Annotated in this window: 20 protein-coding genes; 10 read left to right on the top strand and 10 right to left on the bottom strand. The window is 63.7% G+C overall.

The genetic code is table 11. The features are described from left to right. Positions 1-6: 6 nt before the first annotated feature. On the bottom strand, positions 7-1,203 hold the full coding sequence (locus tag O3684_RS01350; RefSeq protein ID WP_500064510.1) for a hypothetical protein: 1,197 nt from the start codon (positions 1,201-1,203) through the stop codon (positions 7-9). Between the two features lie 386 nt (positions 1,204-1,589). Beyond that, complete coding sequence (locus O3684_RS01345) at positions 1,590-3,251, bottom strand: L-lactate permease (protein ID WP_500064509.1); 1,662 nt, start codon at positions 3,249-3,251, stop codon at positions 1,590-1,592. A 182-nt stretch (positions 3,252-3,433) separates the two neighbouring features. Here O3684_RS01345 and leuA point away from each other — a divergent pair, with 182 nt between their 5' ends. Further along, positions 3,434-5,188, top strand: a complete 1,755-nt coding sequence (gene leuA / locus O3684_RS01340; protein WP_500064508.1) for a 2-isopropylmalate synthase — start codon at positions 3,434-3,436, stop codon at positions 5,186-5,188. 90 nt (positions 5,189-5,278) lie between these two features. Here leuA and O3684_RS01335 read toward each other — a convergent pair whose 3' ends face one another. Together O3684_RS01335 and O3684_RS01330 are read right to left on the bottom strand one after the other, a co-directional pair. Beyond that, entirely contained in the window at positions 5,279-5,848 is a 570-nt protein-coding gene (locus O3684_RS01335) for a TetR-like C-terminal domain-containing protein (RefSeq protein ID WP_500064506.1), read from the bottom strand. Between the two features lie 257 nt (positions 5,849-6,105). After that, positions 6,106-6,645 (bottom strand): TetR/AcrR family transcriptional regulator, encoded by a 540-nt coding sequence (locus O3684_RS01330; RefSeq protein WP_500064504.1) that lies wholly within the window; start codon positions 6,643-6,645, stop codon positions 6,106-6,108. Between the two features lie 243 nt (positions 6,646-6,888). On the opposite strand from O3684_RS01330, the gene recO reads away from it, so the two are divergent. Together recO and uppS are read left to right on the top strand one after the other, a co-directional pair. Continuing rightward, a complete protein-coding gene (recO, locus tag O3684_RS01325) occupies positions 6,889-7,626 on the top strand; it encodes a DNA repair protein RecO (RefSeq protein WP_500064503.1) in 738 nt (245 codons plus the stop codon). Continuing rightward, a complete protein-coding gene (gene uppS / locus O3684_RS01320) occupies positions 7,623-8,447 on the top strand; it encodes a polyprenyl diphosphate synthase (RefSeq protein ID WP_500064501.1) in 825 nt (274 codons plus the stop codon). Before recO ends, uppS begins: the two co-directional genes overlap by 4 nt. A 5-nt stretch (positions 8,448-8,452) precedes the next feature. On the opposite strand, the gene O3684_RS01315 is transcribed toward uppS, so the two are convergent. The 6 genes from O3684_RS01315 to O3684_RS01290 form a co-directional block, all read right to left on the bottom strand. Continuing rightward, a complete protein-coding gene (locus O3684_RS01315) occupies positions 8,453-9,004 on the bottom strand; it encodes a hypothetical protein (RefSeq protein WP_500064499.1) in 552 nt (183 codons plus the stop codon). A 115-nt stretch (positions 9,005-9,119) separates the two neighbouring features. Continuing rightward, complete coding sequence (locus O3684_RS01310) at positions 9,120-9,509, bottom strand: Fur family transcriptional regulator (protein WP_500064497.1); 390 nt, start codon at positions 9,507-9,509, stop codon at positions 9,120-9,122. Between the two features lie 16 nt (positions 9,510-9,525). Further along, on the bottom strand, positions 9,526-10,452 hold the full coding sequence (locus tag O3684_RS01305) for a metal ABC transporter permease (RefSeq protein WP_500064495.1): 927 nt from the start codon (positions 10,450-10,452) through the stop codon (positions 9,526-9,528). A gap of 13 nt (positions 10,453-10,465) precedes the next feature. Further along, the gene (locus O3684_RS01300) at positions 10,466-11,290 is read right to left on the bottom strand and encodes a metal ABC transporter ATP-binding protein (RefSeq protein ID WP_500064493.1); all 825 of its coding nucleotides are present in this window, start codon (positions 11,288-11,290) and stop codon (positions 10,466-10,468) included. Continuing rightward, entirely contained in the window at positions 11,287-12,297 is a 1,011-nt protein-coding gene (locus O3684_RS01295) for a metal ABC transporter substrate-binding protein (protein WP_500064491.1), read from the bottom strand. Before O3684_RS01295 ends, O3684_RS01300 begins: the two co-directional genes overlap by 4 nt. Before the next feature lie 60 nt (positions 12,298-12,357). Beyond that, positions 12,358-13,374 (bottom strand): LacI family DNA-binding transcriptional regulator, encoded by a 1,017-nt coding sequence (locus tag O3684_RS01290; RefSeq protein WP_500064489.1) that lies wholly within the window; start codon positions 13,372-13,374, stop codon positions 12,358-12,360. 165 nt (positions 13,375-13,539) lie between these two features. Here O3684_RS01290 and O3684_RS01285 point away from each other — a divergent pair, with 165 nt between their 5' ends. From O3684_RS01285 to O3684_RS01255, 7 genes are all read left to right on the top strand, one after another. Beyond that, the gene (locus O3684_RS01285) at positions 13,540-14,772 is read left to right on the top strand and encodes a sugar ABC transporter substrate-binding protein (RefSeq protein ID WP_500064487.1); all 1,233 of its coding nucleotides are present in this window, start codon (positions 13,540-13,542) and stop codon (positions 14,770-14,772) included. 216 nt (positions 14,773-14,988) lie between these two features. Then, positions 14,989-16,581 (top strand): ABC transporter permease subunit, encoded by a 1,593-nt coding sequence (locus O3684_RS01280; RefSeq protein ID WP_500064486.1) that lies wholly within the window; start codon positions 14,989-14,991, stop codon positions 16,579-16,581. Then, the gene (locus tag O3684_RS01275) at positions 16,581-17,480 is read left to right on the top strand and encodes a sugar ABC transporter permease (RefSeq protein WP_500064485.1); all 900 of its coding nucleotides are present in this window, start codon (positions 16,581-16,583) and stop codon (positions 17,478-17,480) included. The genes O3684_RS01280 and O3684_RS01275 overlap by 1 nt, the downstream gene beginning before the upstream one ends. A 624-nt stretch (positions 17,481-18,104) precedes the next feature. Then, positions 18,105-18,494, top strand: a complete 390-nt coding sequence (locus O3684_RS01270; RefSeq protein WP_500064484.1) for a GntR family transcriptional regulator — start codon at positions 18,105-18,107, stop codon at positions 18,492-18,494. Then, complete coding sequence (locus O3684_RS01265; protein WP_500064482.1) at positions 18,491-19,387, top strand: ATP-binding cassette domain-containing protein; 897 nt, start codon at positions 18,491-18,493, stop codon at positions 19,385-19,387. The genes O3684_RS01270 and O3684_RS01265 overlap by 4 nt, the downstream gene beginning before the upstream one ends. Continuing rightward, positions 19,384-20,100, top strand: a complete 717-nt coding sequence (locus O3684_RS01260; protein ID WP_500064480.1) for a hypothetical protein — start codon at positions 19,384-19,386, stop codon at positions 20,098-20,100. The genes O3684_RS01265 and O3684_RS01260 overlap by 4 nt, the downstream gene beginning before the upstream one ends. Positions 20,101-20,945: 845 nt before the next feature. After that, the gene (locus tag O3684_RS01255; RefSeq protein ID WP_500064478.1) at positions 20,946-22,334 is read left to right on the top strand and encodes a glycine--tRNA ligase; all 1,389 of its coding nucleotides are present in this window, start codon (positions 20,946-20,948) and stop codon (positions 22,332-22,334) included. The last annotated feature ends 9 nt before the right edge of the window (positions 22,335-22,343 follow it).

Here is a 22,343-nt window from a genome sequence, read left to right as displayed (position 1 = left end):
TCCTCTCTAACGCCTGCTACTACTCGTGTCTTCATCTGCGTTGGTGGGCAAAACCGGTGGCTGTTGTCCGACCTTCCATGAATAGGTGCGTGTCATGCTCCCGTTTGTCTCGAAGCTCCTGGCCCACCCAAGCTCCTCGAAGCGTCCATTGGCGGCGTCCGAAGCGCCAGATGCTATATCTGAATCACCTTTGTTGAAGTTCCACTTGTCCCGTGCATGAACGGTGACGGTCGCGGTGACCGTGTCCCCGTTGACCTCAACCTTCGTCTCGGTGTAGGTGTTGTGACCTCCCAGAGTCCTTTGCCAGTTTGTCGTCTCCGGATAAGTGTTGGTTTGGCCGGTGCTGCTGCCGGGTGAGTGGAGCGTGATGCCGGTTTGGCCGGCTTGTGCGGCCTCGTTCGCTGCTTGCAGAGCCCCATTGAGCTCGGTATTCACGTGGTATCGGATCCCTCTGTCCTCTTCATACCCCTTCTCATAATCAATCGTCAGGGGTGTGCCCGTGTTGTCGAGGAAATGCTGATAGCATCGAGCGGCGTCGGGTTGACCCATGAGCCGTGCGGCCGCCGGACCTTTCTTCCATAATTCCCAGGATGCGTAATCTTTGGGGGTAGCTTGCCCTCTCTTTGACCCCCAGGGGAAGTCGTCGTCCCAGGTCATGGTGCGATCAGGCTGGACCGTCGTATATCCACCTGACGTGATGTAGGGCACCGGACCCGGATCACCAATGACAGCGGCCTGGAAGTCGTAGTACTCGAAGGATGCGACCCGTCCCTTGAGAGCAGGCTGCAGTTGTTTGGCGCGGACGAAATGAACCCAGACACATGCGGGATCCAGCGGCTGTAAAAGTGTGTCTGACAGCCGAATCTGCCATGTGTCGGACACCGTAAAACCATCACGTTCGATGTTCTCAATAAAATCGATGACCTCGCCCTGTAGGCGCGTCTTGTTGTCGCAATATGCGGTGATGAGGTTCTCTGCCTGCCCAATGAGCGTGATGTGACTGTTGACTTGCGCTTCGATCGATGCGAGCTTCGCGAGGAGCGCGATGGCGCTCTGTCCCTGCATGTTCGAAGCAACCAGGTCCTTCGCATGGGCGATGTCCTCCAACCTTTCCTGGTTGGCGCGAAGCATCGAATCAAGGTCGTTACACGTCGTGTAAAAGGAGGACAGGTCAAGCGCGTACAGCTGCGTCTTCGTTATCATGCGATATCACCTTGCGAGAGCCATACGGAGCGAGTCCGCGATTCCCTGCTCCATAGACTCGAATGCCTCCAGCATCGCTACCATGCCAGTGTGTGTTTTACCTAGTGCGTCTTGGATGTGTTTGTCTTCTACGTTGAGGATGCTGATCGGCCCGATGAGTCGAGTTGCGTAGACGCGGCTGCAGGGGTCTCCAGTTGGGGGCGTGACCTCTGTCGCGGGTGACGATCCGCCCAGGTACTGAGCAGCCGTGCGTAAGGCGTCGCTGGAAAAACTCAAGTCGGGCACTGTCGTCTCCTTTGTCCGTATGTCTGCTGGGAGCCTACAAGTGGGAGGTCCCGGAAAGCAAATTGCCTCCCGGGCCCTCCGATCACATGCGCAGCAATGGATCAGTGCGGCATGTAGGCACCCAGCCAGCCCTGGGATGCGATGAACACGAGGACGCACAGGACCAGGAGCAGACCGACCGAGTAGGGGGCGGCCTTCTTGAGGATCTCCGCATCGGAACCCTTCGAATCGACCGCGGTTGCCGCGATCGCGAGGTTCTGCGGGGAGACGATCTTGCCGATGCCACCGCCGATCGTGTTGGCGGCCAGCAGGATCGACGGGTCGAGGCCGGCGCCCGCTGCGGCGGTCGACTGCAGGTTCGCGAAGAGCGCGCCCGCCGAGGTTGCGGAGCCGGCGACGGCCGTGCCGATCCAGCCCAGGATGGGGGAGAGGAAGGCGAAGGCCGCGCCCGTCGTCGCCAGCGCGGCACCGATCGAGGTAGTCTGACCCGAGAAATTCATGACGAAGGCGAGGGCCATGACGGAGGCGATTGTCAGGATCGCCATGCGCAGCGAGTAGATGGTGCGCGGCAGGACCGCGAACATCTCACCCACGGAGGTCTGGAAACGGCCGTTCGAGGAGTTCGTCCCGTACACGATGGCGACGATGATGCCGGTGACGAAGATCCAGGTGCCGGGGTTGGATAGGATCTGCAGCGAGTAGATTGCGGCGGTCGAGGGCGATCCGTCGCCGGTCAGCAGGTTGCCGTAGATGCCAGGCCACGGGACCTTGACGTCCGTCGATGAGAAGAAGGCGGCGACGGGCTTGGCCAGCTTCGTGATCGCGATGATGACGACGACGAGGACGTAGGGCAGGAGTGCCAGTCCGATGCGCGAGCCGGTGGGCTTGTCGGCCTCGTCGGCCTCCGTCGCGCACTCCGCGGGGGTCGTCGGACCCCACGCCAGCAGGAACACGTAGCAGGCGGCGAAGCCGAGCAGGGAGGCGACGACCGCAGTCAGCTCGTAGGAAACCGAGGGGGTGAAGAAGTGGCCCGCACCGGCAGCGAGACCGGCGACGAGGGCAAGGGGCCAGAGCTGGCGCACGCCGCGGCTGCCGTCGAGGATGAACAGCAGCAGGACCGGGATGAACAGACAGAAGATCCAGGTCAGGTGCCCCATATCGCCGGCGACGACGACGGGGTCCGCGCCGCCGAGCTTGCCAGCGGTCGTCGTGGGGATGGCCATAGCTCCGAAGCCGACGTTGATGGCGTTGCCGACGACGGCCACGACGGCTGCCTTGATCTTGGGGACGCCGAGGGTCACGAGCATGGCGCAGGTGATGGCCACGGGAGCGCCGAAGCCAGCCAGGCCCTCGAGAAGGCCGCAGAAGCACCAGGCGACGATGAGGGCCTGGGCGCGCTGGTCGCCTCGTCCGATCGTGTTAAAAACGGCCTTCAGGTCGGCACTGCGGCCCGACTTTTCGGTGAGGTTGTAGAGCCACACGGCCGCGATGATGATGTAGATGATCGGCATGAAGCCCATCGCCGCGCCTTGCGTGCCGGCCAGGAGTGCCATGCCGACGGGCATCTTGAAGGCGAGGACAGCGATACCCAGGGACAGCACCAGGGAGATGATCGAGCACCAGTGGGTGGCGACCTTAAAGACGCCCATGAGGACGAAGAACACGACGAGCGGGAGGAGCCCGACGACGGCTGTCAGGAAGACGTTACCCGCGACGGCAGTCGTCGACGGGGTAAAAGATTGGGCTAACAAAAGAGAAGTCATGGCTGCTCCGCGCGTCGGTGTGTGGGACATTGGACCTAATCATCATGACATATGAACGCAGAGGCGTACACAGTTTTGAGCGTTTTTCTTTGTCAATCCCGGATGGGGGAGCGCGCCGCATCTCACGTCCAGTATGCGCAGCGCCTGCTCGTGGGCGGTTCCTCGTCGATAAACTACGAAGCGTGAAGACTACATCCGCTGTTCCCGTTCCCTCCGGCTCGCGTATGCCGATCCGTAAGTATCGGCCGTTCCTCGATACGAATCCGATCGATCTGCCGGATCGCCAGTGGCCCTCCAAGCGCATCACGAAGGCGCCGCGCTGGATGTCCACCGACCTGCGCGATGGCAACCAGGCCCTCATCGAGCCGATGGACCCGGCTCGTAAGCGCCGCATGTTCGACCTGCTCATCAAGCTGGGGTACAAGGAGATCGAGATCGGTTTCCCCGCGGCCTCGCAGACCGACTACGACTTTGTGCGCTCCCTGATCGAGGACGACGCGGTGCCCGAGGACGTGACGATCTCGGTGCTCACCCAGTCTCGCCCGGAGCTGATCGAGCGCACGGTCGAGGCCATGGTGGGCTTCCCGCGCGCAACGGTGCACCTCTACAACGCGACGGCCCCCGTGTTCCGCGAGGTTGTCTTCCACGCTGACAAGGCACAGACGATCGAGCTGGCGCAGTTCGGTGCGCGCGAGGTGATCGCGCAGGCTGAGAAGCGCCTGGATGATGACACGATCTTCGGTTTCGAGTATTCGCCCGAGATTTTCGTGGATACCGAGTTGGATTTCGCCCTTGAGGTGTGCGAGTCCGTCATGGACGTGTGGGAGCCTGGCGAGGGACGCGAGATTGTCCTGAACCTGCCCTCCACGGTGGAGCGTGCAACCCCGAACGTGTTCGCCGATCAGATCGAGTGGATGAGCCGCAACCTGAGCCGCCGCGAGTACGTGGCGCTGTCCGTGCACCCGCACAATGACCGCGGTACGGGCGTGGCGACGGCCGAGCTGGCGCTGCTGGCCGGCGCGGATCGTATCGAGGGTTGTCTGCTGGGTCAGGGCGAGCGCACCGGCAACGTCGACCTGGTGACGCTGGGCCTGAACCTGTTCAGCCAGGGCATCGATCCGGGCATCGACTTCTCCGACGTGGACGCTATCCGTCGCACGGTGGAGCACTGCACGCAGATGGAGACCTCCCCGCGAGCCCCCTACGTCGGCGACCTCGTCTACACGAGCTTCTCCGGTTCGCACCAGGATGCGATCAAGAAGGGCTTCACCGCCCGCAAGGCCAAGGTCGACGCGGCCGGCGGCGACGAGGAAGCGGTCGTGTGGGAGCTGCCCTACCTGCCGATCGACCCGCACGACGTGGGACGCTCGTACGAGGCCGTGGTGCGCGTGAACTCGCAGTCCGGCAAGGGCGGCGTCGCCTACCTCATGTCGACGGCACACGCCCTCGAGCTGCCGCGCCGCCTGCAGGTGGAGTTCTCTCGCATCGTCCAGCGCCACACGGACACCTACGGCGGCGAGATCAACGCGGATCTGCTGTGGCAGATCTTCGCCGACGAGTACCTGCCGACGAACGCCGCGCCGGGCCTGGAGTCGTGGGGTCGCTTCGATCTGCGCTCCTCGCAGGTGGGCACCATGGATGATGAGAATGTCGAGCTGAACGCGACGCTCACCGACAACGGCGAGGTCGTCAAGGTTCACGCGCAGGGCAAGGGCCCGATCGACGCGTTCGTGTCCGCGCTGCACGAGTTCGACCTGGATGTGCGCATCCTCGACTACTCCGAGCACGCGATGAGCCAGGGCCGCGATGCGCGCGCTGCCGCCTACGTGGAGGCGGCCGTGGACGGCCAGATCGTGTGGGGCGTCGGCATCGACTCCTCGATCACTCGCGCGTCCTACAAGGCCGTCATCTCGGCGGTGAACCGCGCCCTGCGCTAAGAGCGCGCGATAACAATAGGGACCCCGACCTCGTTCAAAGTGAAGAGGTCGGGGTCCTTCGTATGCGTCTGTGCCGTCAGGAGGGGGCCCTCAGGAGGCGTGAGACTGTGCGAAGAGCTCGAGGCTGCGACGTACCTGCCCGGCGAGGATGCGGGAGATGCGCTCCGTGAGGAGGGCGGGATCAGCGCTCATGTCGGAGGTGAGCCACTGGGAGACGTGTCCGAGCACGCTGAGCGTGAAGTGCTCAGTAATGAACTCGCGATCGTCCGCTCGGACAGTCAGACCGTCGCTGTAGTGGTCGACGATGGGCTCCATGACGGCGCGCAGCTGCTTGTAGAGGAAGACCTGCAGGTCCTCCATGGACAGGGTTGAGACAACGGAGCGTGTCTCTTCGAGGTGCGCTTGCATCCATGTGAGCATGGCGAGCAGTCCCTCGGACCAGTCCTCGTGGGTGGACTGGGCCTCGATCTGGTTGGCAACCTCGCGCTTGAAAACCCAGACAGTCAGGTCGCGGATGTCGGCGAAGTGATAGTAGAAGGCCTGGCGGGTCACGCCGGCGGTGCGCGTGAGACCGGAGACGGTCACCTTTGACAGGGGGACGGTCTGGAGTGCGTCGCGCAGGGCGTGCGCGAGCATCGTTTTCGCATCGGTGTGGGGCATCGGAGATCCTCGTCGACATGAAAAGAGAGGTTACGAGCAAACTGTACAGGCTGTATCGCGGATCCGCGAAATTTCAGTGCAATGTGCGACTGACCAATTGTATAGCTCAGATTAGCTTGTATGCATCCGGAAACGTCGTTGTTTGGAAGCGGAGTGTATGGTTCAGCCCCGGCCTCGTCGAAATGAACTGTCTGAACGAGGTCGGGGCTGAGGGGGTCTGTGCGTCTGTCCCTGTGCGGTTGGTGGGAATAACCGCGTTACTTGGCCAGGCGAGCCAGGGCGGGGGTGGTCTGGTCGGTCATGAGCACTCGCATGCGAGCGATCGCGAGCGAGGGGTTGACCTCGAGACCGGAGAGCATCCACTGTGCCATGTGGGCGGTGGTTGCCAGGGCGAAGTGCTGGGCGACGACGTCGCGCGCTGTGGCCGAGGCAGAGCCGGGCAGGCGGGACTCGATGAGCTCCTGGATATGAGAGGCCAGGAATGCCCACAGGTCGTTCGCTTCGATGGTCTTCATGGCCGAGGCGGTTTCGTCGCGATGGTGATGCATCCAGGTCATGGTGGCCTCGACGGCATCGAGCCATTCTCCCGAACTGGCGGTCAGGCGCGATGTGACTTCCTCGCGGAAAACCCAGGCGTTCAGGTCGCTCAGGGAGTTGAAGTGGTAGTAGAACGCTTGACGGGTGACCCCGGCGGAACGTGTCAGCGCGCTGACAGAGATCTTTGACAGGGGGGTCTGCATCAGGGCCTGACGCAGTGCAGTGCCAAGCTTTTCGCGGGCATCGATCGGGGGTGCCATCTTTTTCCTTCCTTCGACGGTTATGAGTAAACCATAACCAGTTACGAAGAAACTATCTACTTGAAAACTACTTGCCGGCTGTGTAACCGACCACGCTGTCAGTTTCTCATATATTGTTGTCATTGCCTGTCGGAGGGCTTGTCGGTAGATGTGACAGTGCACTTCACAATTAGTTCCGCGCCCTGCGATGTGCGTCGGCATCGCCCGACCGCGACTGTGTAGGCGTGACACAATGTCCGTGTGATGAAGTCCTATCGAGACGAGGCGATCGTCCTGCGCACCCACAAGCTGGGCGAAGCGGATCGCATCATCACGCTTCTCACCGCTGAGAATGGCCAGGTGCGCGCCGTTGCGAAGGGGGTGCGCAAGACGACCTCCAAGTTCGGTGCGCGCGTCGAACCCTTCTCCGTCATCGACGCCCAACTCCATCGTGGTCGCACCCTCGATACTCTGACCCAGGTCGCTTCCATCGCCCAATACGGTGACGCGATCGCCGCCGACTACGACCTCTACCTCGCGGCCACCGTCATCGTTGAGACCGCCGAACGTCTCACGACGGACGCGCACGATGGCACGCATTCTCAGTACCTGCTCCTCCTGGGTGCACTCAACGCCCTGGCACGAGGCCGCCACGACCCGACCCTCATTCGCACCTCGTACACGCTGCGCGCCCTCGCCCTGGCCGGATGGGCGCCCTCCTGTTTTGACTGCGCCGTGTGCGGCACCCAGGGACCCCACTCCTCGTTCTCTATCCCCGACGGCGGTACCGTCTGTGACACCTGTCGTCCGCCCGGTGCCTCCTCGCCCGCGCCCGACTCGGTGGCCCTCCTCGGTCAACTGCTCAGCGGTGACTGGGAGCGCGCCGACCGCTGCGAGGCGTACGCGCGCACCGAGGCCTCGGGCCTCATCTCCTCGTACACTCAATGGCATCTGGAACGCCGCCTGCGCTCGCTGAGCGTCATCGATAGGAGTCACCCATGACAGACCCGCGCCCCACTCCTATGGACCGCGCTCCGCAAGACCCCACCGCGCCGCTGCTCGGACCGGGTCAGTGGCACCGCAACGCACCCGTCTTTCGTAAGGGTGAAGCCCCCGCGCACGTCGCCCTCATCATGGACGGAAACGGCCGCTGGGCAAACAGTCGAGGCCTGGCCCGCACTGAGGGGCATCGCGCCGGGGAGTATGCCCTCATGGACACGATTGCCGGTGCCATTGACGCGGGCGTGCGCTACCTGAGCGTCTATACGTTCTCGACCGAAAACTGGAAGCGCTCGCCCGCCGAGGTCTCTTTCATCATGAACTACGCCTCCGACGTGCTCGCCCGTCGCACCGACCAGCTCGCGCAGTGGGGCGTGCACGTGCGCTGGAGCGGGCGTCGGCCCAAGCTGTGGAAGAGCGTCATCAACGCGCTGGAAAAAGCCGACCGTGCGACCTCGCACTGCAAGACACTTGACCTCATCATGTGCGTCAACTACGGCGGGCGCGCTGAGCTCGCGGATGCCGCCAGGTCCATCGCCGAGGATGTCGCGGCCGGGTGCCTGAGCCCGCGCGGTGTCACCGAAAAGACGCTGTCGCGCCACCTCTACCTGCCCGACGTTCCCGACGTCGACCTCATGATCCGCACATCGGGCGAACAGCGCCTCTCCAACTATCTGCTGTGGCAGATGGCATACGCCGAAATGATGTTCGTCGACACGCCCTGGCCGGCCTTCGACCGCGAAGAGCTGTGGGGCTGCCTGGAGGAGTTCGCGGGCCGCGACCGTCGCTTCGGCGGCGCGATCGACCGTGTCGCTGGCTCCTAGGACTCCTAGGCGTTGTCTGCTGCACCTGGATCAAGTGCGGCACTGACCGCACGACGCTTACGGCGCCCCCACGCGATCTTCGCGGCGATGAGCGCGATGATGAGGGCGAGGCCCGCCCAACCCCAGGGGGAGCCAGCGAGCGCGCGGATCGCCGCCGCAAAGACCGCGAGCGTGCCGAGGCCATACAGGAGAGCCCAGAGGACGCACCCCGGGATCATCGCGAACGTGTAGGTGCTCCAGCGCATGCGCACGAGGCCCGCGCCCGCGTTGACGGCGGTCTGGATGCCGACCGTCAGGAAGCACAGGGGAATGACGATGATTCCCCACTTGTCCAGGATGGCCGCGCCCTTACGAGGGATAGGGCCGTCAAACCAGCGTGCAATGGCGCCGACGAGGCCGCGCCGCCCGTTCGCTCGAACCGCGCCGGAGGCGGCACCTCGCGCCAGCCAATAGGTGAGCTGCGCGCGGAAGAAAACGACCACGAAGAGGAACACGAAGAGCCAGACGCCCTCGCGTGCGAAGGCGGGGACCATGGAGTCGATACCGGCGGCAAACATGACGCTCCCAGAGTGAGGCTCAGCAAACGAAGCCTATCCTAACCCAGGAAAAGAGGAGAGAAAAGGCCCGGGAGAGCATCCGCCTCCCGGGCCTCCTCGTCCATATAACGCTGCGTCAGCCCTGAGAACGACAGGAGCTGCACACGCCAAACAGTTCCAGCGAATGCTCGACGTCGCTGAAGCCGTGCGCAGTTGCCACGGAGTCTACCCACGCCTCGATCTGCGACTGCTCGATCTCCTCGGTGAAACCGCACTTGCGGCACACCAGGTGGTGATGGTGGTGGTGCGTCGTGCAGGAGCGGTAGAGGGCCTCACCGTCGGAGGAACGCAGCGTGTCGACTCGTCCGTCCTCTGCGAGGCTTTGGAGCGAGCGGTAGACGGTCGCCAGCCCCACGCGCTGTCCCTGCAGGTGCAGGTCTTCGAAGATCTGCTGGGCGCTGCGGAAGTCGTTGACGCGCGTCAGCTCGTCGAGGACTGCTTGACGCTGCTTCGTCATGCGCTGCATGGTGTTGCCTCCATCGTCATGCGTTCGAGTGAGCGGTCTGGTCGTGCTCAGGGTGCTGGTTGTGGCTGCGTGCCGCGCGAATCCTGCGCACCCTGCGTGTACGATCCACAATAGCCCTGATCCCGAAACCAATAGCGTACAGAGCGATTGCTCCCACAACGATCGTTGCGCCGGGGGAGAGGTCGACGAAGTAGGTCAGGGACAGTCCCGCCGTGCAAATGACGACGCCCAGTGCCATCGCGATGCCCATCGTCGAGCGGAACGAACGCGCTCCCAGCTGTGCGATGGCGACGGGGATGACCATGAGGGCGCTGACGAGCAGCGAGCCGACGACTCGCATCGCGACGGCGACCGTCAGCGCCGAGAGAACCGCGATGAGGAGGGAGAGCGTGCGCACGGGCAGGCCCGTCGAGCGCGCGAAGTCCTCGTCGTTGGTCACCGAGAAGAGCGCGGGTGCCAATCCCACGCCCAGGGCCACGATCGCCAGACCAAGGATCGTAATGAGCGTGATGTCGCTCCATCGCACGGTCGAGATCGACCCGAAGAGGTAGGAGTTGAGCTGCGCGGAGGTGCCGCCCGCCAGGCCGATGAGCAGGACGCCGCCGGCGATGCCGCCGTAGAACAGCATGGCTAAGGCCGTATCCCCGGACGTGCGGCCGCTCTGGCGCACCAGCTCAATCGTGATCGCGCCGAGCAGTGAGATGATCACCGCACCCGGGATCGCCCACGAGTCGGCCGGGCTCACGTTTGCGAACGTGCCGACCAGCCAGCCGAGCGCGACGCCGGTCAGAGAGATGTGCCCGATGCCGTCTCCGAGCATCGCGAGCCTGCGGTGCACGAGATACGTGCCGATGATCGGGGCGGTGAGGCCCACGATGAGGGCAGCGAGCAGTGAACGCTGCATCATCGGTGAGGACAGGAGGGTCGTCAGTGCGTCAATCATGCGTCGCTCCCGTCTAGATTCCGCTCACGAGGCCGTGGTCGGTCGGTGCGGCCCCGGGGTCGATGGTGGGGTGGCAGTGGTCGCCGCCACCGTGGTGTTGTTCGTGGTCGTCCTCGATGTGGGGCGGGCCGTCGTAGGAGACGTGCCCCGCGCTGATGTGCAGCTCTCGGTCAAGGAGGGGGCCGAGCTCGCCCAGCTCGTGCAGGACAATGAGGATCGTGGTCCCCTCCGCCTTGGCCTCGGCGACGATCTGTGCCAGGCGTGCGCGCGAGGCCGCGTCGATTCCAGCCATCGGCTCATCCATGATGAGCAACTCGGGACGGCGTACAAGGGCGCGCGCAATGAGGACGCGCTGCGCCTGTCCACCCGAGAGGATGTTGAGGGGGGAGTGGGCGCGGTGAGCCATGCCGACGCGCTCGAGGGCTGTCATTGCCCTTGCGGTGTCGCCCGGCAGGGCCCACAGTCGACGAGGCCCGAGCAGGCCCGAACGAACAACCTCGATTGCGCTGGCACTGATCGCGCCGCCCGAGGAGATACGCTGGGGCACGTAGCCGATCTTGTTCCACGGGACGCGGCGACGGGTGGTGACCGAGTGCCCGAAGAGCTGTGCGTCGCCGCTCGTGATGGGAGCGGTGCCGAGCAGGGCCTTGAGGGTCGTAGATTTGCCAGAGCCGTTCGACCCTGTGAGCGCCACGGTCTGGCCAGCGGGAATGGCGAGCGAGATTCCGTGCAGGATCAGGTCTGTATCCCAGGCCACGTGTAGATTATCGAGACGCACGACGGCGGTCGCCTCCGCGTGGGAGGCTCCCGCCGTCGTGGGGGTGAAAGTCGTTGTCACTGGCAGTCAAGGGCTTTCGTCAGGGCGTCAATGTTGGAGTTCATCGTTGCGGCGTAGTCCTTAGACGCGTCAGTCTGGGACTCGATCGGATCCAGGACAGCCGTCGTGATGCCGAGGTCGTCGGCCAGGGTCTGGGCGACCTTGGGGTCGATGAGGGCCTCGGTGAAGATCGTGGTCACGCCCTGATCCTTCGCGATCTGGGCAATCTCGGCTAGGCGGGCGGGGGAGGGGGAGGACTCAGGGTCGAGGCCGGAGATGCCGACCTGGGTCAGGCCCGTGCGATCCGCGAGGTATCCGAAAGCGGTATGTGCGGTCACGAACGTTTTGACCTTGCAGGTCGAGGTCTTGGAGACGAGGGTATCGCCCAGCGTGGTCAGTTCCTCGGAGAGGGCCTTCGCGTTGGCCTTGTAGGTGTCGGCGTGGGCGGAGTCGGCCTCGGCGAGCTTGTCGCCGACCAGGGTCGCGGCCTTCGCCATACGCACGGGGTCCAGCCAGAAGTGCGGGTCCGCGGTCATGTCGTGGTGGTGTTCATGGCCCTCGGCCTCGTGATCGTGGCCTTCCGCCTCGCCGGACTGGGCCTCGTCGGTGCCCTCTTCCTCTTCTTCGGCGGGGTGGTTGGCGTCAGCACCGGCTTCAATGAGCTCTGCAGCGGGGGAGACGTCAATGACGGTCTTGGGGGCCTGCTGCTCGATCGCCTCGTCGACTGCGCCCTGGAAGCCCGCGAGGTACACAACCGCATCCGCGGAGGACAGGGAGTCGACCATCTTGGGGGAGAGCTCGAGGTCGTGGGGCTCGGCACCGTCGGGAGTCAGGGAGGTGACGGTGACGTGCTCGCCGCCGATCTTCTCGGCCAGGTATTTCAGGGGGTAGAAGGAGGCCATGACGGTCAGGGTCTCGTCCTTGGATGAGCTACCAGAGGACGAGGCCGTGGAGGAGCAGGCGGACAGGGCGAGCGCTGTGGCGGCCGCGCATGCGGCAGCAAGGATTCTCTTCGACATGAGAATCATTCTCTTTGTAATTGAGAATCCTTGTCAAGTCATTCTCGGAGGTCGGACCCGGTGTGGGCCCTAGTGGGCGTGTGCCGTCGAGCCGCGCACGATCAAATCGGGCGAGAAGACGTAGTCGGCGTGCGTGGGCACGTATTCGGGTGCGCGAAGGGCCTCGAACAGGCTACGCACCGCCGATGAGACGATCGATGGGACGGGCTGATGGATCGTCGTCAGCGCCGGGTCCAGGAGACCCATCAGGAAAGTATCGTCAAAGCCGATCACCGAGATGTCGCCCGGAACTGACAGGCCGAGCGAGGTAATCGTGCGGATCGCGCCCAGAGCCTGCAGGTCAGAACCGGTGATGATCGCAGTGGTGCCGCGCTCGAGGAGTGCGTGCGTGTGGGCGGCCGCGGCCTCGTACGTGTAGAAGGTTTCTTCGATGATGGGGGAGAGGTCGCCGATGAGCTCGCCCATGACCTGGGTAAAGGCCTCGGCCTTGCGCAGCGCCGGGACAATGTGCGTGCGTCCCGTCAGGAGCGCGATGCGCGTGTGCCCCAGCTCGTACAGATGCGTGACTGCCGCGCGGATGCCGAGCGCGTCTCCTGTGGAAAAGTCGGGTGCCGGGACCTCCGGGCGGGCGCCATTGATCGTCACGAAGGGGATCTCGCGTGCGGCAGCGTCGTGGTACGGCGCGAGGTCTGAGAGTAGATCTGCGTGTCGGCCTGAGACGAAAATGAGTCCGTTCACACGGTGTTCGATGAGCGAGGAGAGGTGATCGAACTCGGACGTCGCTCCCGGTGTCTGCGAACGGATGAGGGCGATGCCGCCCGCGCGCGAAATCTCCTCCTGGAGGTGGTGTGCGAAGGATGCGAAGATTGGATTCGTGAGCTCGGGCACGATGACGCCGATCGTGGGCGTACTTGGTGTGCGCTCGGCGGCTGGGCGGTCGTATCCCAGCTCGTCAATCGCGGTCAGGACCCTGCGGCGAGTGTCGTCGGAGACCTGTCCGACGCCGTTGAAAACCCGTGAAACAGTTGCAGTTGAGACGCCCGCGTGCATGGCGATGTCGGCCATGCTCGTGCGATTTTTCGTCATCGAATCAACGCTCCTTTGGGTCTTCGCGCGCGGTTGTTTCCCTACAAATGTAACAGCTTGCACACAATTGCGAAAATTGTTGCAGAAACAAAATCGAGGGTATTACAGTGAACCTTGTAGCGGGTCGCTGATGGAGGCGACCACCTGACCAACACAGGAGTAATAATGCGACGTGGCATCGCAGCACTCGGCGTCTTCGCGGCGGTTACCGCCCTGGCCGCCTGCAACAACGGCACGACCTCTTCCTCTTCCTCTTCCTCCTCGGACGGTGCCAAGACCGACGCCGTGGCGACCCTGACGATCTGGGCGGATGACACCCGCTTCACGCAGGTCGAGACCATCGCCGAGGACTTCACCGCCAAGACCGGCGTGAAGGTGGATGTCGTCCAGAAGTCTGAGTCGGACATGGACACCGAGTTCACCACCCAGGTCCCCACTGGCAACGGCCCCGACCTGATCGTCATGGCCCACGACAAGCTGGGCGCGCTCGTCTCTAACGGCGTCGTCGCCCCCGTCGACCTGGGTGAAGCCAAGTCCCAGTTCGCTGACGTCGCGGTCAAGGGCGTGACCTACAACGGCCAGACCTACGGCGTTCCCTACGCCATCGAGTCCGTCGCCCTGGTGCGTAACAACGCGCTCACCAAGGACGAGCCCAAGACGTACGACGACATGATCGCCTCCGGTAAGACCACCGGCGTTGAGTACCCCTTCATTATTCAGATGGGCGACAAGGGTGATCCCTACCACTTCTACGGCTTCCAGACCTCCTTCGGTGCCCCTGTTTTCAACACGAACGCTGACGGCGAGTACACCTCCGAGCTGGCCATGGGCGGCTCCGGCGGCACCGACTTCGCGAACTGGCTGAAGGCCCAGGGCAACGCGGGTGTGCTCTCCCCGTCCATCACCGCTGATATCGCCAAGCAGGCCTTCCTCGATGGCAAGGCCGCCTACACGGTGACCGGCCCCTGGAACGTCGCGGCCTTCCGTGAGGCCGGCATGGACGTCTCCGTCCTGTCCATCCCCTCGGCCGGCTCGCAGGCCGCCCAGCCCTTCGTCGGCGTCCAGATGTTCTACCAGAGCGCTAAGTCCGCCAACCCGGTTGCTGCCAAGCAGTTCTTCAACTACCTGGCTACCCCCGAGGCCCAGACCCAGATGCAGAAGCTCGGTGGCCGCGCCTCGGCGATGTCCTCCGTTGCTGAGGCTTCGGATGACCAGGACATCAAGGACTTCTCGAAGGTCGCAGAGTCCGGCGCTCTCGCCCCCGCGATCCCCGCGATGGGTTCCGTGTGGAACTTCTGGGGTCAGACCGAGGCCAACATCGTGAGCGGCGCCGAGGCCCCCGCCGACGGTTGGGCTACGATGATCACCAACATCAACAACGCGATCGCCTCCAAGTGATCGTGAGCGCCGGGCGCTAGTCGCCCACGCGCACCGCGCTCGCCTCCGGTGAGCACCGCCTCACACCCGACCGCCTCCCACGCGGCGGGCGGGTGTGAGGCCCTCTGATAGCAGCGCCGCAATGCGGCGCGCGGCACCACCGGTGCCATCTTCTGTCGCCAGTCGGGGCAGAACCAAGTCGCAATGACGCGCGAACGCGCACGTGTGGAGGACACGATGTCTGAGCCAGTGAAGGCTGCGGAAAAGAAAAAAGAGGGGCCCAAGACCTCTCATGCAAATGATGTGACCAAGCGTGGTTTCTTCGTCAAGCTCATCTTGATGATGCTGATTGACGCCCTGGGACTCTATGGCATCTTCACTGCCTACATGGTGAAGTCCTGGATTGTTCTCGGTGTTCTGGCCGCGCTGCTCGTTGTCGTGAACTGGATCTACTTCTCCAAGCGGATGATCCCCGCGAAGTACCTGGTTCCCGGCATGGTGTTCCTGCTCATCTACCAGGTGTTCGTGATGGGATACACGGGATACGTGTCCTTCACGAACTACGGTCAGGGCCACAACTCGACCAAGGATGACGCGATCTCTGCGATCCTGAAGGCCTCCGAGCAGCGTGCGCCCGGAGCGGTCAACGTGACCGCCGCGGTCGTCGAGGATGGCTCCGGCCTCGGCCTCGTCATCGCTGACCCGAGCACGGGCGCTCTGAAGGAAGGCAACCCTGACACCCCGTTGCGCGACGTTCAGGGCAATGTCTCCGCCGGCGTGATCTCCGACGTTCAGGGCTACAAGGTCCTGAAGGTTGCCGATATTCTCAAGCGCCAGACCGAGGTCGCCGGACTGACCGTTCCCGTCTCCTCCGACCCGAACGACGGATACTACAAGACCGATGATGGTACGACCGCCTACCTGGCCAAGTCGACCTACGCCTACGACGCCCAGGCTGACACCCTGACCGACACCGCCACTGGAACCGTGTACACGGCTGATAACAAGACCGGTGTCTTCGTCGATTCCGCCGGCAACGAGCTCACCCCCGGCTGGCGCGTCTTCGTCGGCTTCAGCAACTACAAGAACATGGTGACCAGCAATGACCTGGGCGGCCCCTTCCTCAAGGCGCTCATCTGGTCCTTCGTGTTCGCTGCGGCCTCGGTGCTCTCCACCTTCGCGCTTGGCCTCATCCTGGCCCTCGTCTTCTCCGACAAGCGCATCAAGGGCCGCAAGATCTACCAGTCCCTCATGATCCTGCCCTACGCCTTCCCGGCCTTCCTGGCCACCCTGGTGTGGAAGGGCATGCTCAATACGGACTTCGGCTTCATCAACCAGGTCTTCCTCGGTGGCACCCATGTCCCGTGGCTCGATAACGGCCTGCTCGCCAAGCTTTCGATCCTCGGCGTGAACCTGTGGCTGGGCTTCCCCTACATGTTCCTCGTCTGCCTCGGCGCCCTGCAGTCCCTGCCGGGCGACATTGAAGAGGCCGCGAAGATCGACGGTGCCTCCGGCCTGCGCACCGTGTGGTCCATCAAGCTGCCGCTGGTCCTGCAGTCCACCGTGCCGCTGCTGATCGCCTCCTTCGCGTTCAACTTCAACAACTTCTCGCTCATCTACATGCTGACGGGGGGCGGGCCGAACTACCCGGGTCTGTCGGTGCCCGTCGGTGAGTCCGACATCCTGATTTCGATGGTCTACAAGATCGCCATCGATTCCGGAACCCCGAACTACGGCCTCGCTTCGGCCATGTCCATCGTCATCTTCATCGTCGTGGGCGTGATCGCGTGGCTTGGCTTCCGTCAGACGAAGACCCTTGAGGAGCTGTGATGAGCGCTGCAACCGTTTCTAAGAAGCATGATGGAAGCACCCTCAAGGGTGCCCGCTGGTGGGCCGAGGTCGGCTGGCGTCACATCGTCGCCATCCTGACGATCATCTACTGTGTCGTCCCGCTGCTCTACGTGCTGTCGGTGTCCCTGAACCCCGGCGCGACGCTGACCGGTTCGAACTCGCTGTTCTCGAAGATCTCGCTGGAGAACTTCCAGGCGCTGGGGAGCGGCAAGTACGCCATGTACTGGTCGTGGATCCTCAACTCCCTGATCGTGTCGACTGCGACCGCGATCGGGACGGTCCTCATGGGCGCTGCGGCCGCTTACGCGTTCAGCCGCTTCCGCTTCAAGGGCCGCCGCGCGACCCTGACCGGCCTGCTGCTGGTGCAGATGTTCCCGCAGATGCTGGCCTTCGTGGCCCTGTTCCTGCTGCTCCTGGGCATCCAGGACATCTTCCCGGTGCTCGGCCTGAACTCCAAGCTCGGCCTGATCTGCGTCTACCTGGGTGGCGCGCTCGGTTCGAACACGTTCCTGCTCTACGGTTTCTTCAACTCGATCCCGCGTTCGCTCGATGAGGCGGCCATGATTGACGGCGCGACCCACGCGCAGACCTTCTGGACGATCATCATGCCTCTCGTACGTCCGGTCCTCGCGGTTGTCGGCCTGCTGAGCTTCATCTCCTCGCTCGGTGACTTCGTCATTGCCCGCGTGGTCCTGCAGGATCAGAGCCAGTTCACGCTGGCGGTCGGCATGTACATGTGGGCTGCTGACTCGCGTACTGCCCCGTGGGGCATCTTCGCCGCGGGTTCTGTGATCGCGGCTGTCCCTGTGATCTTGCTGTTCCAGTACCTGCAGAAGTACATCGTGTCCGGCCTGACTGCTGGCGCCGTCAAGGAGTAAGTGCCCGCGCTTTTCGGCCACGCTCACCCCGGCCTCGTCCCCTATCCCCGTGGGACGAGGCCGGGGCTCTTTTGTGCGTTCGGGACGAGGCCGGGGCTCTTTTGTGCGTTCGGGACGAGGTCGGGGCTCTGCGTGTGTTTGGGACGAGGTCGGGGCTCTGCGTGTGTTTGGGACGAGGCCGGGGCTCTGCGTGTGTTTGGGACGAGGCCGGGGTTATGCGTGTGTTTGGGACGAGGTCGGGGCTCTGCGTGTGTTTGGGACGAGGTCGGGGCTCTTTGTTGGTCAGGTGACGTGCGGATGTGGATCTAGATATCGACATCGCGGGCGTAGTTCCCCAACAATGTCGCATGCAATTCCCATGTAAACCTTTCAAACATTTAAATGGGGTCGTTGGAATTGCAACGTTTGTGGGCTGCGTTAAAAACTGACCAAGGGAAATTGCCTGCGACTTTTTTGGGGGAGTGGGTTTGTTGTGGAGGGGTGCGGGTGTGGGCGTGGGTGCCGGGGGGTGTGGATGGGAGTGGAGTGTGACCTGAGACTTGTGTGGCGAGATCGCTTGACAGGCTGGTTGGTTATATGGTTCATTAGTCATGTAATGAACCAATGAAGCCGGAGGACTTGCGCATGGCACCCATATTCGTCTCGGGTATCCCCATCTACGTGCAGATCGCCGACGATATCCGCGCGCAGATCCTGCGCGGCGCCCTGCGCGCCGGGGACCAGCTCACCTCCACCACGGAGTACTCCGCGACCTACCGCATCAACCCGGCCACTGTCGGCAAGGCCTTCGCGATCCTCGTCGACGAGGGCCTCGTCGAAAAGCGGCGCGGCATCGGTATGTTCGTCGCCGAAGGTGCCCGCGATGTCCTCGTGGCCGACGGGCTCGCATCCTACGTGGAGGAGACTCTGAACCCCGCCGTCGAAGCGGGCCTGGCCCTGGGCCTCGACCTCGACGCCATCATCGACCACGTCCGCGCCTACGGCGCCGACACGACCGCCAAGGACAACTCATGATCACCCTGAACTCCATCAGTCACACCTATCCGGGAGAGAACGAGGCGGCGCTGCGCGACATCTCGCTCACCCTTGGGGACGCCACCGTCACCGCCCTCGTTGGCCCCAACGGATCGGGCAAGACGACGCTCATGCAGATCCTCGGTGGCCTGATGGTCCCCACCTCGGGGAGCATCTCCATCGACGGCGTCCAGGCCAGCGCCGACGACCTGCTCGCTGGCTCGATCATGGTCTCGTCCAGCCGAGACCTCGACGATGTCCCCGCAACTATCCTGGTCGAATATGCCCGTCTGCGCCCGACCTGGGACGAGGCTCTCTTCGCCCACTATGTCGAGAGCTTCAGCCTGCCGGTCCGACGCCGCAAGACCCTCGGCAAGCTCTCGACCGGCCAAGCAGCTGTCTTTGCCGGTGCGATCGCCCTGGCATCGGGCGCGCCCCTCACTCTCCTCGACGAGATCCAGGCTCCCCTGGACGTGCCCACGCGCTACGCCCTCTACGAGGAGATCCTTACGCTGGCGGCGGAGGTCATGGAGGGAAAGCGCCCGCAGCGCCGCTTCCTCATCTCCTCGCACATGGTCTCCGAACTCGAGAAGGTCGCCGAAGACGTCATCGTCTTGAAGAAGAGCGAGCTCCTCGCCCACGAGAGCGTCGACGACTTCACCGCCCGCGTCACCTCCGTCACGGGCCACGCCTCCGACGTTGAGCGCTTCCTCGGAGAGCGCCCGGCCCTCGCCGTCATCGCCACCCGTGAGCTCGGCTCGACGCGAGAGATCGTCGTGGACCTGCGCGGCGCCTCCATCACCGAGGCTGATCTTGCCGCCCATAGCCTCAGCGCATCGCCCTGTTCCTTCCAGGACGCCTTCGCCTACCTCATCCAGGAGAACGACCAATGAGCACCGCACCCACTGTTTCCTCTCAGCCCTCGATCTGGCGCCTCGGGATGGTCGACTGGCGATTCGCTTTCGGAGTCTACGCCGCGGTTGTCGTCGGTCCATTTCTCATTAACTCGACAGTGAGCGCCATCATGTACGCGACCTCCGATGACTTCTCGGGGCACGTCGATCAGTCCGCCATGAACGCCGCCTTCTCGACGGCCATCTACATCCTCATCGCACAGATCATCACCACGACAACGGACCTGAGGGCAGCGTCTCTGAGCGGCGCGTCGCGTCGCACCCTGGCACTGTCGACCTACGTGCACAGCGGTGTCGTTATCGCTATCGCCAGCGTGATCTGGTGGGTGCTCGCCCTGGCTCAGTCGCACATCTTCTTCCTGGGGAGCCTTGAGTATCCCCTCGGACTGGACTCGTGGCTCATTGTGGTGGTCGCCTGGATCGCCTGTGACGGGGCCGGACGCCTCATCGGTGCGGCCTCGCGCCATGGTCGGGGCCCGTGGACGGTCACCCTCGGCATTATCGTGGCGACTGTGCTGGGCCTGGCTGGCATCGCTGGTCCAGTCACCTGGCTGGTCCTCACGCTTGTTCATAAGTCCGGCTACCTTCCCCCGATGCATCCCGCCTTCTGGCTGCTCGGCCTGATCACTCTCGCAGTCGCCGCTGCCGGATGGCGCCTGACCCTCACGGGCCGCCTGCGCCGCCTCAACTGAACGACAGATGCGCCCTGGGTGCGTGACCCGTCACCCGGCCCCGGCCTCGTTCCCGCTCTATCCCGGGACGAGGCCGGGGCTGTTTTGTGCGTTCGGGCGTGTTGTGGTAGCTCCATGTGAGTGTCCAGGCGCTGCGAGTTGCTGTGGGGGGATCCTCAGGCACTGCTGGTTGCTGAGTGCGGCACCGTAGTTTCGTGCGCGCCCTGCAATTTCGCATGCAATTTGATGATGGAATGTTCAATCATGTATTGAAAATGGCGGAATTTCAACGATATTATTTCATCGCATGAAATAGGTAAAGGGGAATTGCCTGCGACTTTTGGGGTGCTGTGCTTGGTGAGCGTGGCTGGTGGCTGTCGGCGCTGTCGGCTCTGTTGGTGCTGGCATGCGCGCATGCGGATAGGTTCGAGGTCTGTGCGCTCGCTCTTGTCGCAGCGGAGCCTGCCCCCTCCGTATGCGGATAGGTTCGCTGATCGCCCCGAGAGGCTTCGCGCCGAAGGGCCTGCCCCCTCCGTATGCGGATAGGTTACGACGATGTGGATAGGTTATTCACATGCGGATAGGTTAATAAGCTATCCGTATCTTCATAACCTATCCGTATGCTCATAACCTATCCGCGAGCGTGCCGAGCGACGCACGCAGCGGGGCTCAGATAGGGCTCCGGGCGCAATCCCGTGGAGAATTGCGGGGGAGGGCGCTGCGGGGCTCGGTCAGAACTCCGCGCGCACCTGTGGTGGGATCCATGGGCCCCCAAGCGGCGCGAAACCGCCCCACGCAGTAGTTATCGACTAGTATCGATGGCGACACGACAGCCAGTCGTGCCCCAAATACTCAAGGAGTGACAAGTGGCTAAGGGACCCTCCCGCCTCGACAACGTGATCAGCCTGGCCAAGCGCCGCGGCTTCGTCTTCCCCTGCGGTGACATCTACGGTGGCACCCGCTCCGCGTGGGACTACGGCCCGCTCGGCGTGGAACTGAAGGAAAACATCAAGCGCGCCTGGTGGAACGCCATGGTCCGCCGCCGCGCCGACGTCGTCGGCCTGGACTCCTCCGTCATCCTCCCGCGCGAAGTGTGGGTCGCCTCCGGCCACGTCAAGGCCTTCACCGACCCGCTCATCGAGTGCCTTAACTGCCACAAGCGTGCCCGCGAGGATCAGCTCATCGAAGAGCTCGCCGAAAAGAAGGGCGTCGAAGAGTCCTCCCTGACCACCGCCGACCTCGCCTGCCCGAACTGTGGCGTGCGCGGCCAGTGGACCGAGCCCCGCGCCTTCTCCGGCCTGCTCAAGACCTACCTGGGCCCCGTCGACGACGAGGCCGGCCTGCACTACCTGCGCCCCGAGACCGCCCAGGGCATCTTCATCAACTACGCGAACGTCATGAACGCCGCGCGCAAGAAGCCGCCGTTCGGCATCGGCCAGATCGGTAAGTCCTTCCGTAACGAGATCACGCCTGGTAACTTCATCTTCCGTACTCGCGAGTTCGAGCAGATGGAACTTGAGTTCTTCTGCAAGCCCGGCACGGATGAGGAATGGCACCAGTACTGGATCGACTACCGCAAGGCCTGGTACGTGGACCTCGGCATCGACCCGGAGAACCTGCGCGAGTACGAGCACCCCAAGGAGAAGCTCTCGCACTACTCCAAGCGCACCGTCGACCTGGAATACCGCTTCGGCTTCCAGGGCAGCGAGTGGGGCGAGCTCGAAGGCATCGCCAACCGCACCGACTACGACCTGACCGTCCACTCCGAGGCCTCCGGCGCGAAGCTCGACTACTTCGACCCGAACACCAAGGAACGCTGGACCCCCTACGTCATCGAGCCCTCCGCGGGCCTGACCCGTTCCCTCATGGCCTTCCTCATCGAGGCCTACCACGAGGACGAGGCCCCCAACGCCAAGGGCGGCGTCGACAAGCGCGTCGTGCTCAAGCTGGACCCGCGCCTGGCCCCCGTCAAGGCCGCCGTCCTGCCCCTGTCCCGCAAGCCCGAACTGACCGGCCCCGCCCAGGAGCTGGCCGACGAGCTGCGTGGCATCTGGAACGTCGACTACGACGACGCCGGCGCCGTTGGCCGCCGCTATCGTCGCCAGGACGAGGTCGGCACGCCCTTCTGCATCACCTACGACTTCGACTCGATCGAGGATCACGCCGTCACCATCCGCGAGCGTGACACGATGGAGCAGGTGCGCATCCCGCTCGACAAGGTCAAGTCGTACCTGATCGAACGCCTGGGCTGCTGATTTGTCCAT

Origin of the sequence: Pauljensenia sp. 20925_1_27 (genome assembly GCF_041432835.1) — a bacterium.
GTDB lineage: Bacteria > Actinomycetota > Actinomycetes > Actinomycetales > Actinomycetaceae > Pauljensenia.
Note: the sequence above shows the minus strand (reverse complement) of the source record. Positions and strands in the feature narration are given on the sequence as shown.

Excerpts from the sequence above, each read along its gene's own strand:
- O3684_RS01265 (WP_500064482.1), top strand. The coding sequence starts at position 18,491 with ATGATCACCCTGAACTCCATCAGTCACACCTATCCGGGAGAGAACGAG.
- uppS (WP_500064501.1), top strand. The coding sequence starts at position 7,623 with ATGACAGACCCGCGCCCCACTCCTATGGACCGCGCTCCGCAAGACCCC.
- O3684_RS01295 (WP_500064491.1), bottom strand. The coding sequence starts at position 12,297 with ATGATTCTCATGTCGAAGAGAATCCTTGCTGCCGCATGCGCGGCCGCC.
- O3684_RS01280 (WP_500064486.1), top strand. The coding sequence starts at position 14,989 with ATGTCTGAGCCAGTGAAGGCTGCGGAAAAGAAAAAAGAGGGGCCCAAG.
- O3684_RS01315 (WP_500064499.1), bottom strand. The coding sequence starts at position 9,004 with ATGTTTGCCGCCGGTATCGACTCCATGGTCCCCGCCTTCGCACGCGAG.
- O3684_RS01310 (WP_500064497.1), bottom strand. The coding sequence starts at position 9,509 with ATGCAGCGCATGACGAAGCAGCGTCAAGCAGTCCTCGACGAGCTGACG.
- O3684_RS01285 (WP_500064487.1), top strand. The coding sequence starts at position 13,540 with ATGCGACGTGGCATCGCAGCACTCGGCGTCTTCGCGGCGGTTACCGCC.
- O3684_RS01350 (WP_500064510.1), bottom strand. The coding sequence starts at position 1,203 with ATGATAACGAAGACGCAGCTGTACGCGCTTGACCTGTCCTCCTTTTAC.
- recO (WP_500064503.1), top strand. The coding sequence starts at position 6,889 with ATGAAGTCCTATCGAGACGAGGCGATCGTCCTGCGCACCCACAAGCTG.
- O3684_RS01345 (WP_500064509.1), bottom strand. The coding sequence starts at position 3,251 with ATGACTTCTCTTTTGTTAGCCCAATCTTTTACCCCGTCGACGACTGCC.
- O3684_RS01305 (WP_500064495.1), bottom strand. The coding sequence starts at position 10,452 with ATGATTGACGCACTGACGACCCTCCTGTCCTCACCGATGATGCAGCGT.
- O3684_RS01335 (WP_500064506.1), bottom strand. The coding sequence starts at position 5,848 with ATGCCCCACACCGATGCGAAAACGATGCTCGCGCACGCCCTGCGCGAC.
- O3684_RS01330 (WP_500064504.1), bottom strand. The coding sequence starts at position 6,645 with ATGGCACCCCCGATCGATGCCCGCGAAAAGCTTGGCACTGCACTGCGT.
- O3684_RS01290 (WP_500064489.1), bottom strand. The coding sequence starts at position 13,374 with ATGACGAAAAATCGCACGAGCATGGCCGACATCGCCATGCACGCGGGC.
- O3684_RS01275 (WP_500064485.1), top strand. The coding sequence starts at position 16,581 with ATGAGCGCTGCAACCGTTTCTAAGAAGCATGATGGAAGCACCCTCAAG.
- O3684_RS01260 (WP_500064480.1), top strand. The coding sequence starts at position 19,384 with ATGAGCACCGCACCCACTGTTTCCTCTCAGCCCTCGATCTGGCGCCTC.
- O3684_RS01270 (WP_500064484.1), top strand. The coding sequence starts at position 18,105 with ATGGCACCCATATTCGTCTCGGGTATCCCCATCTACGTGCAGATCGCC.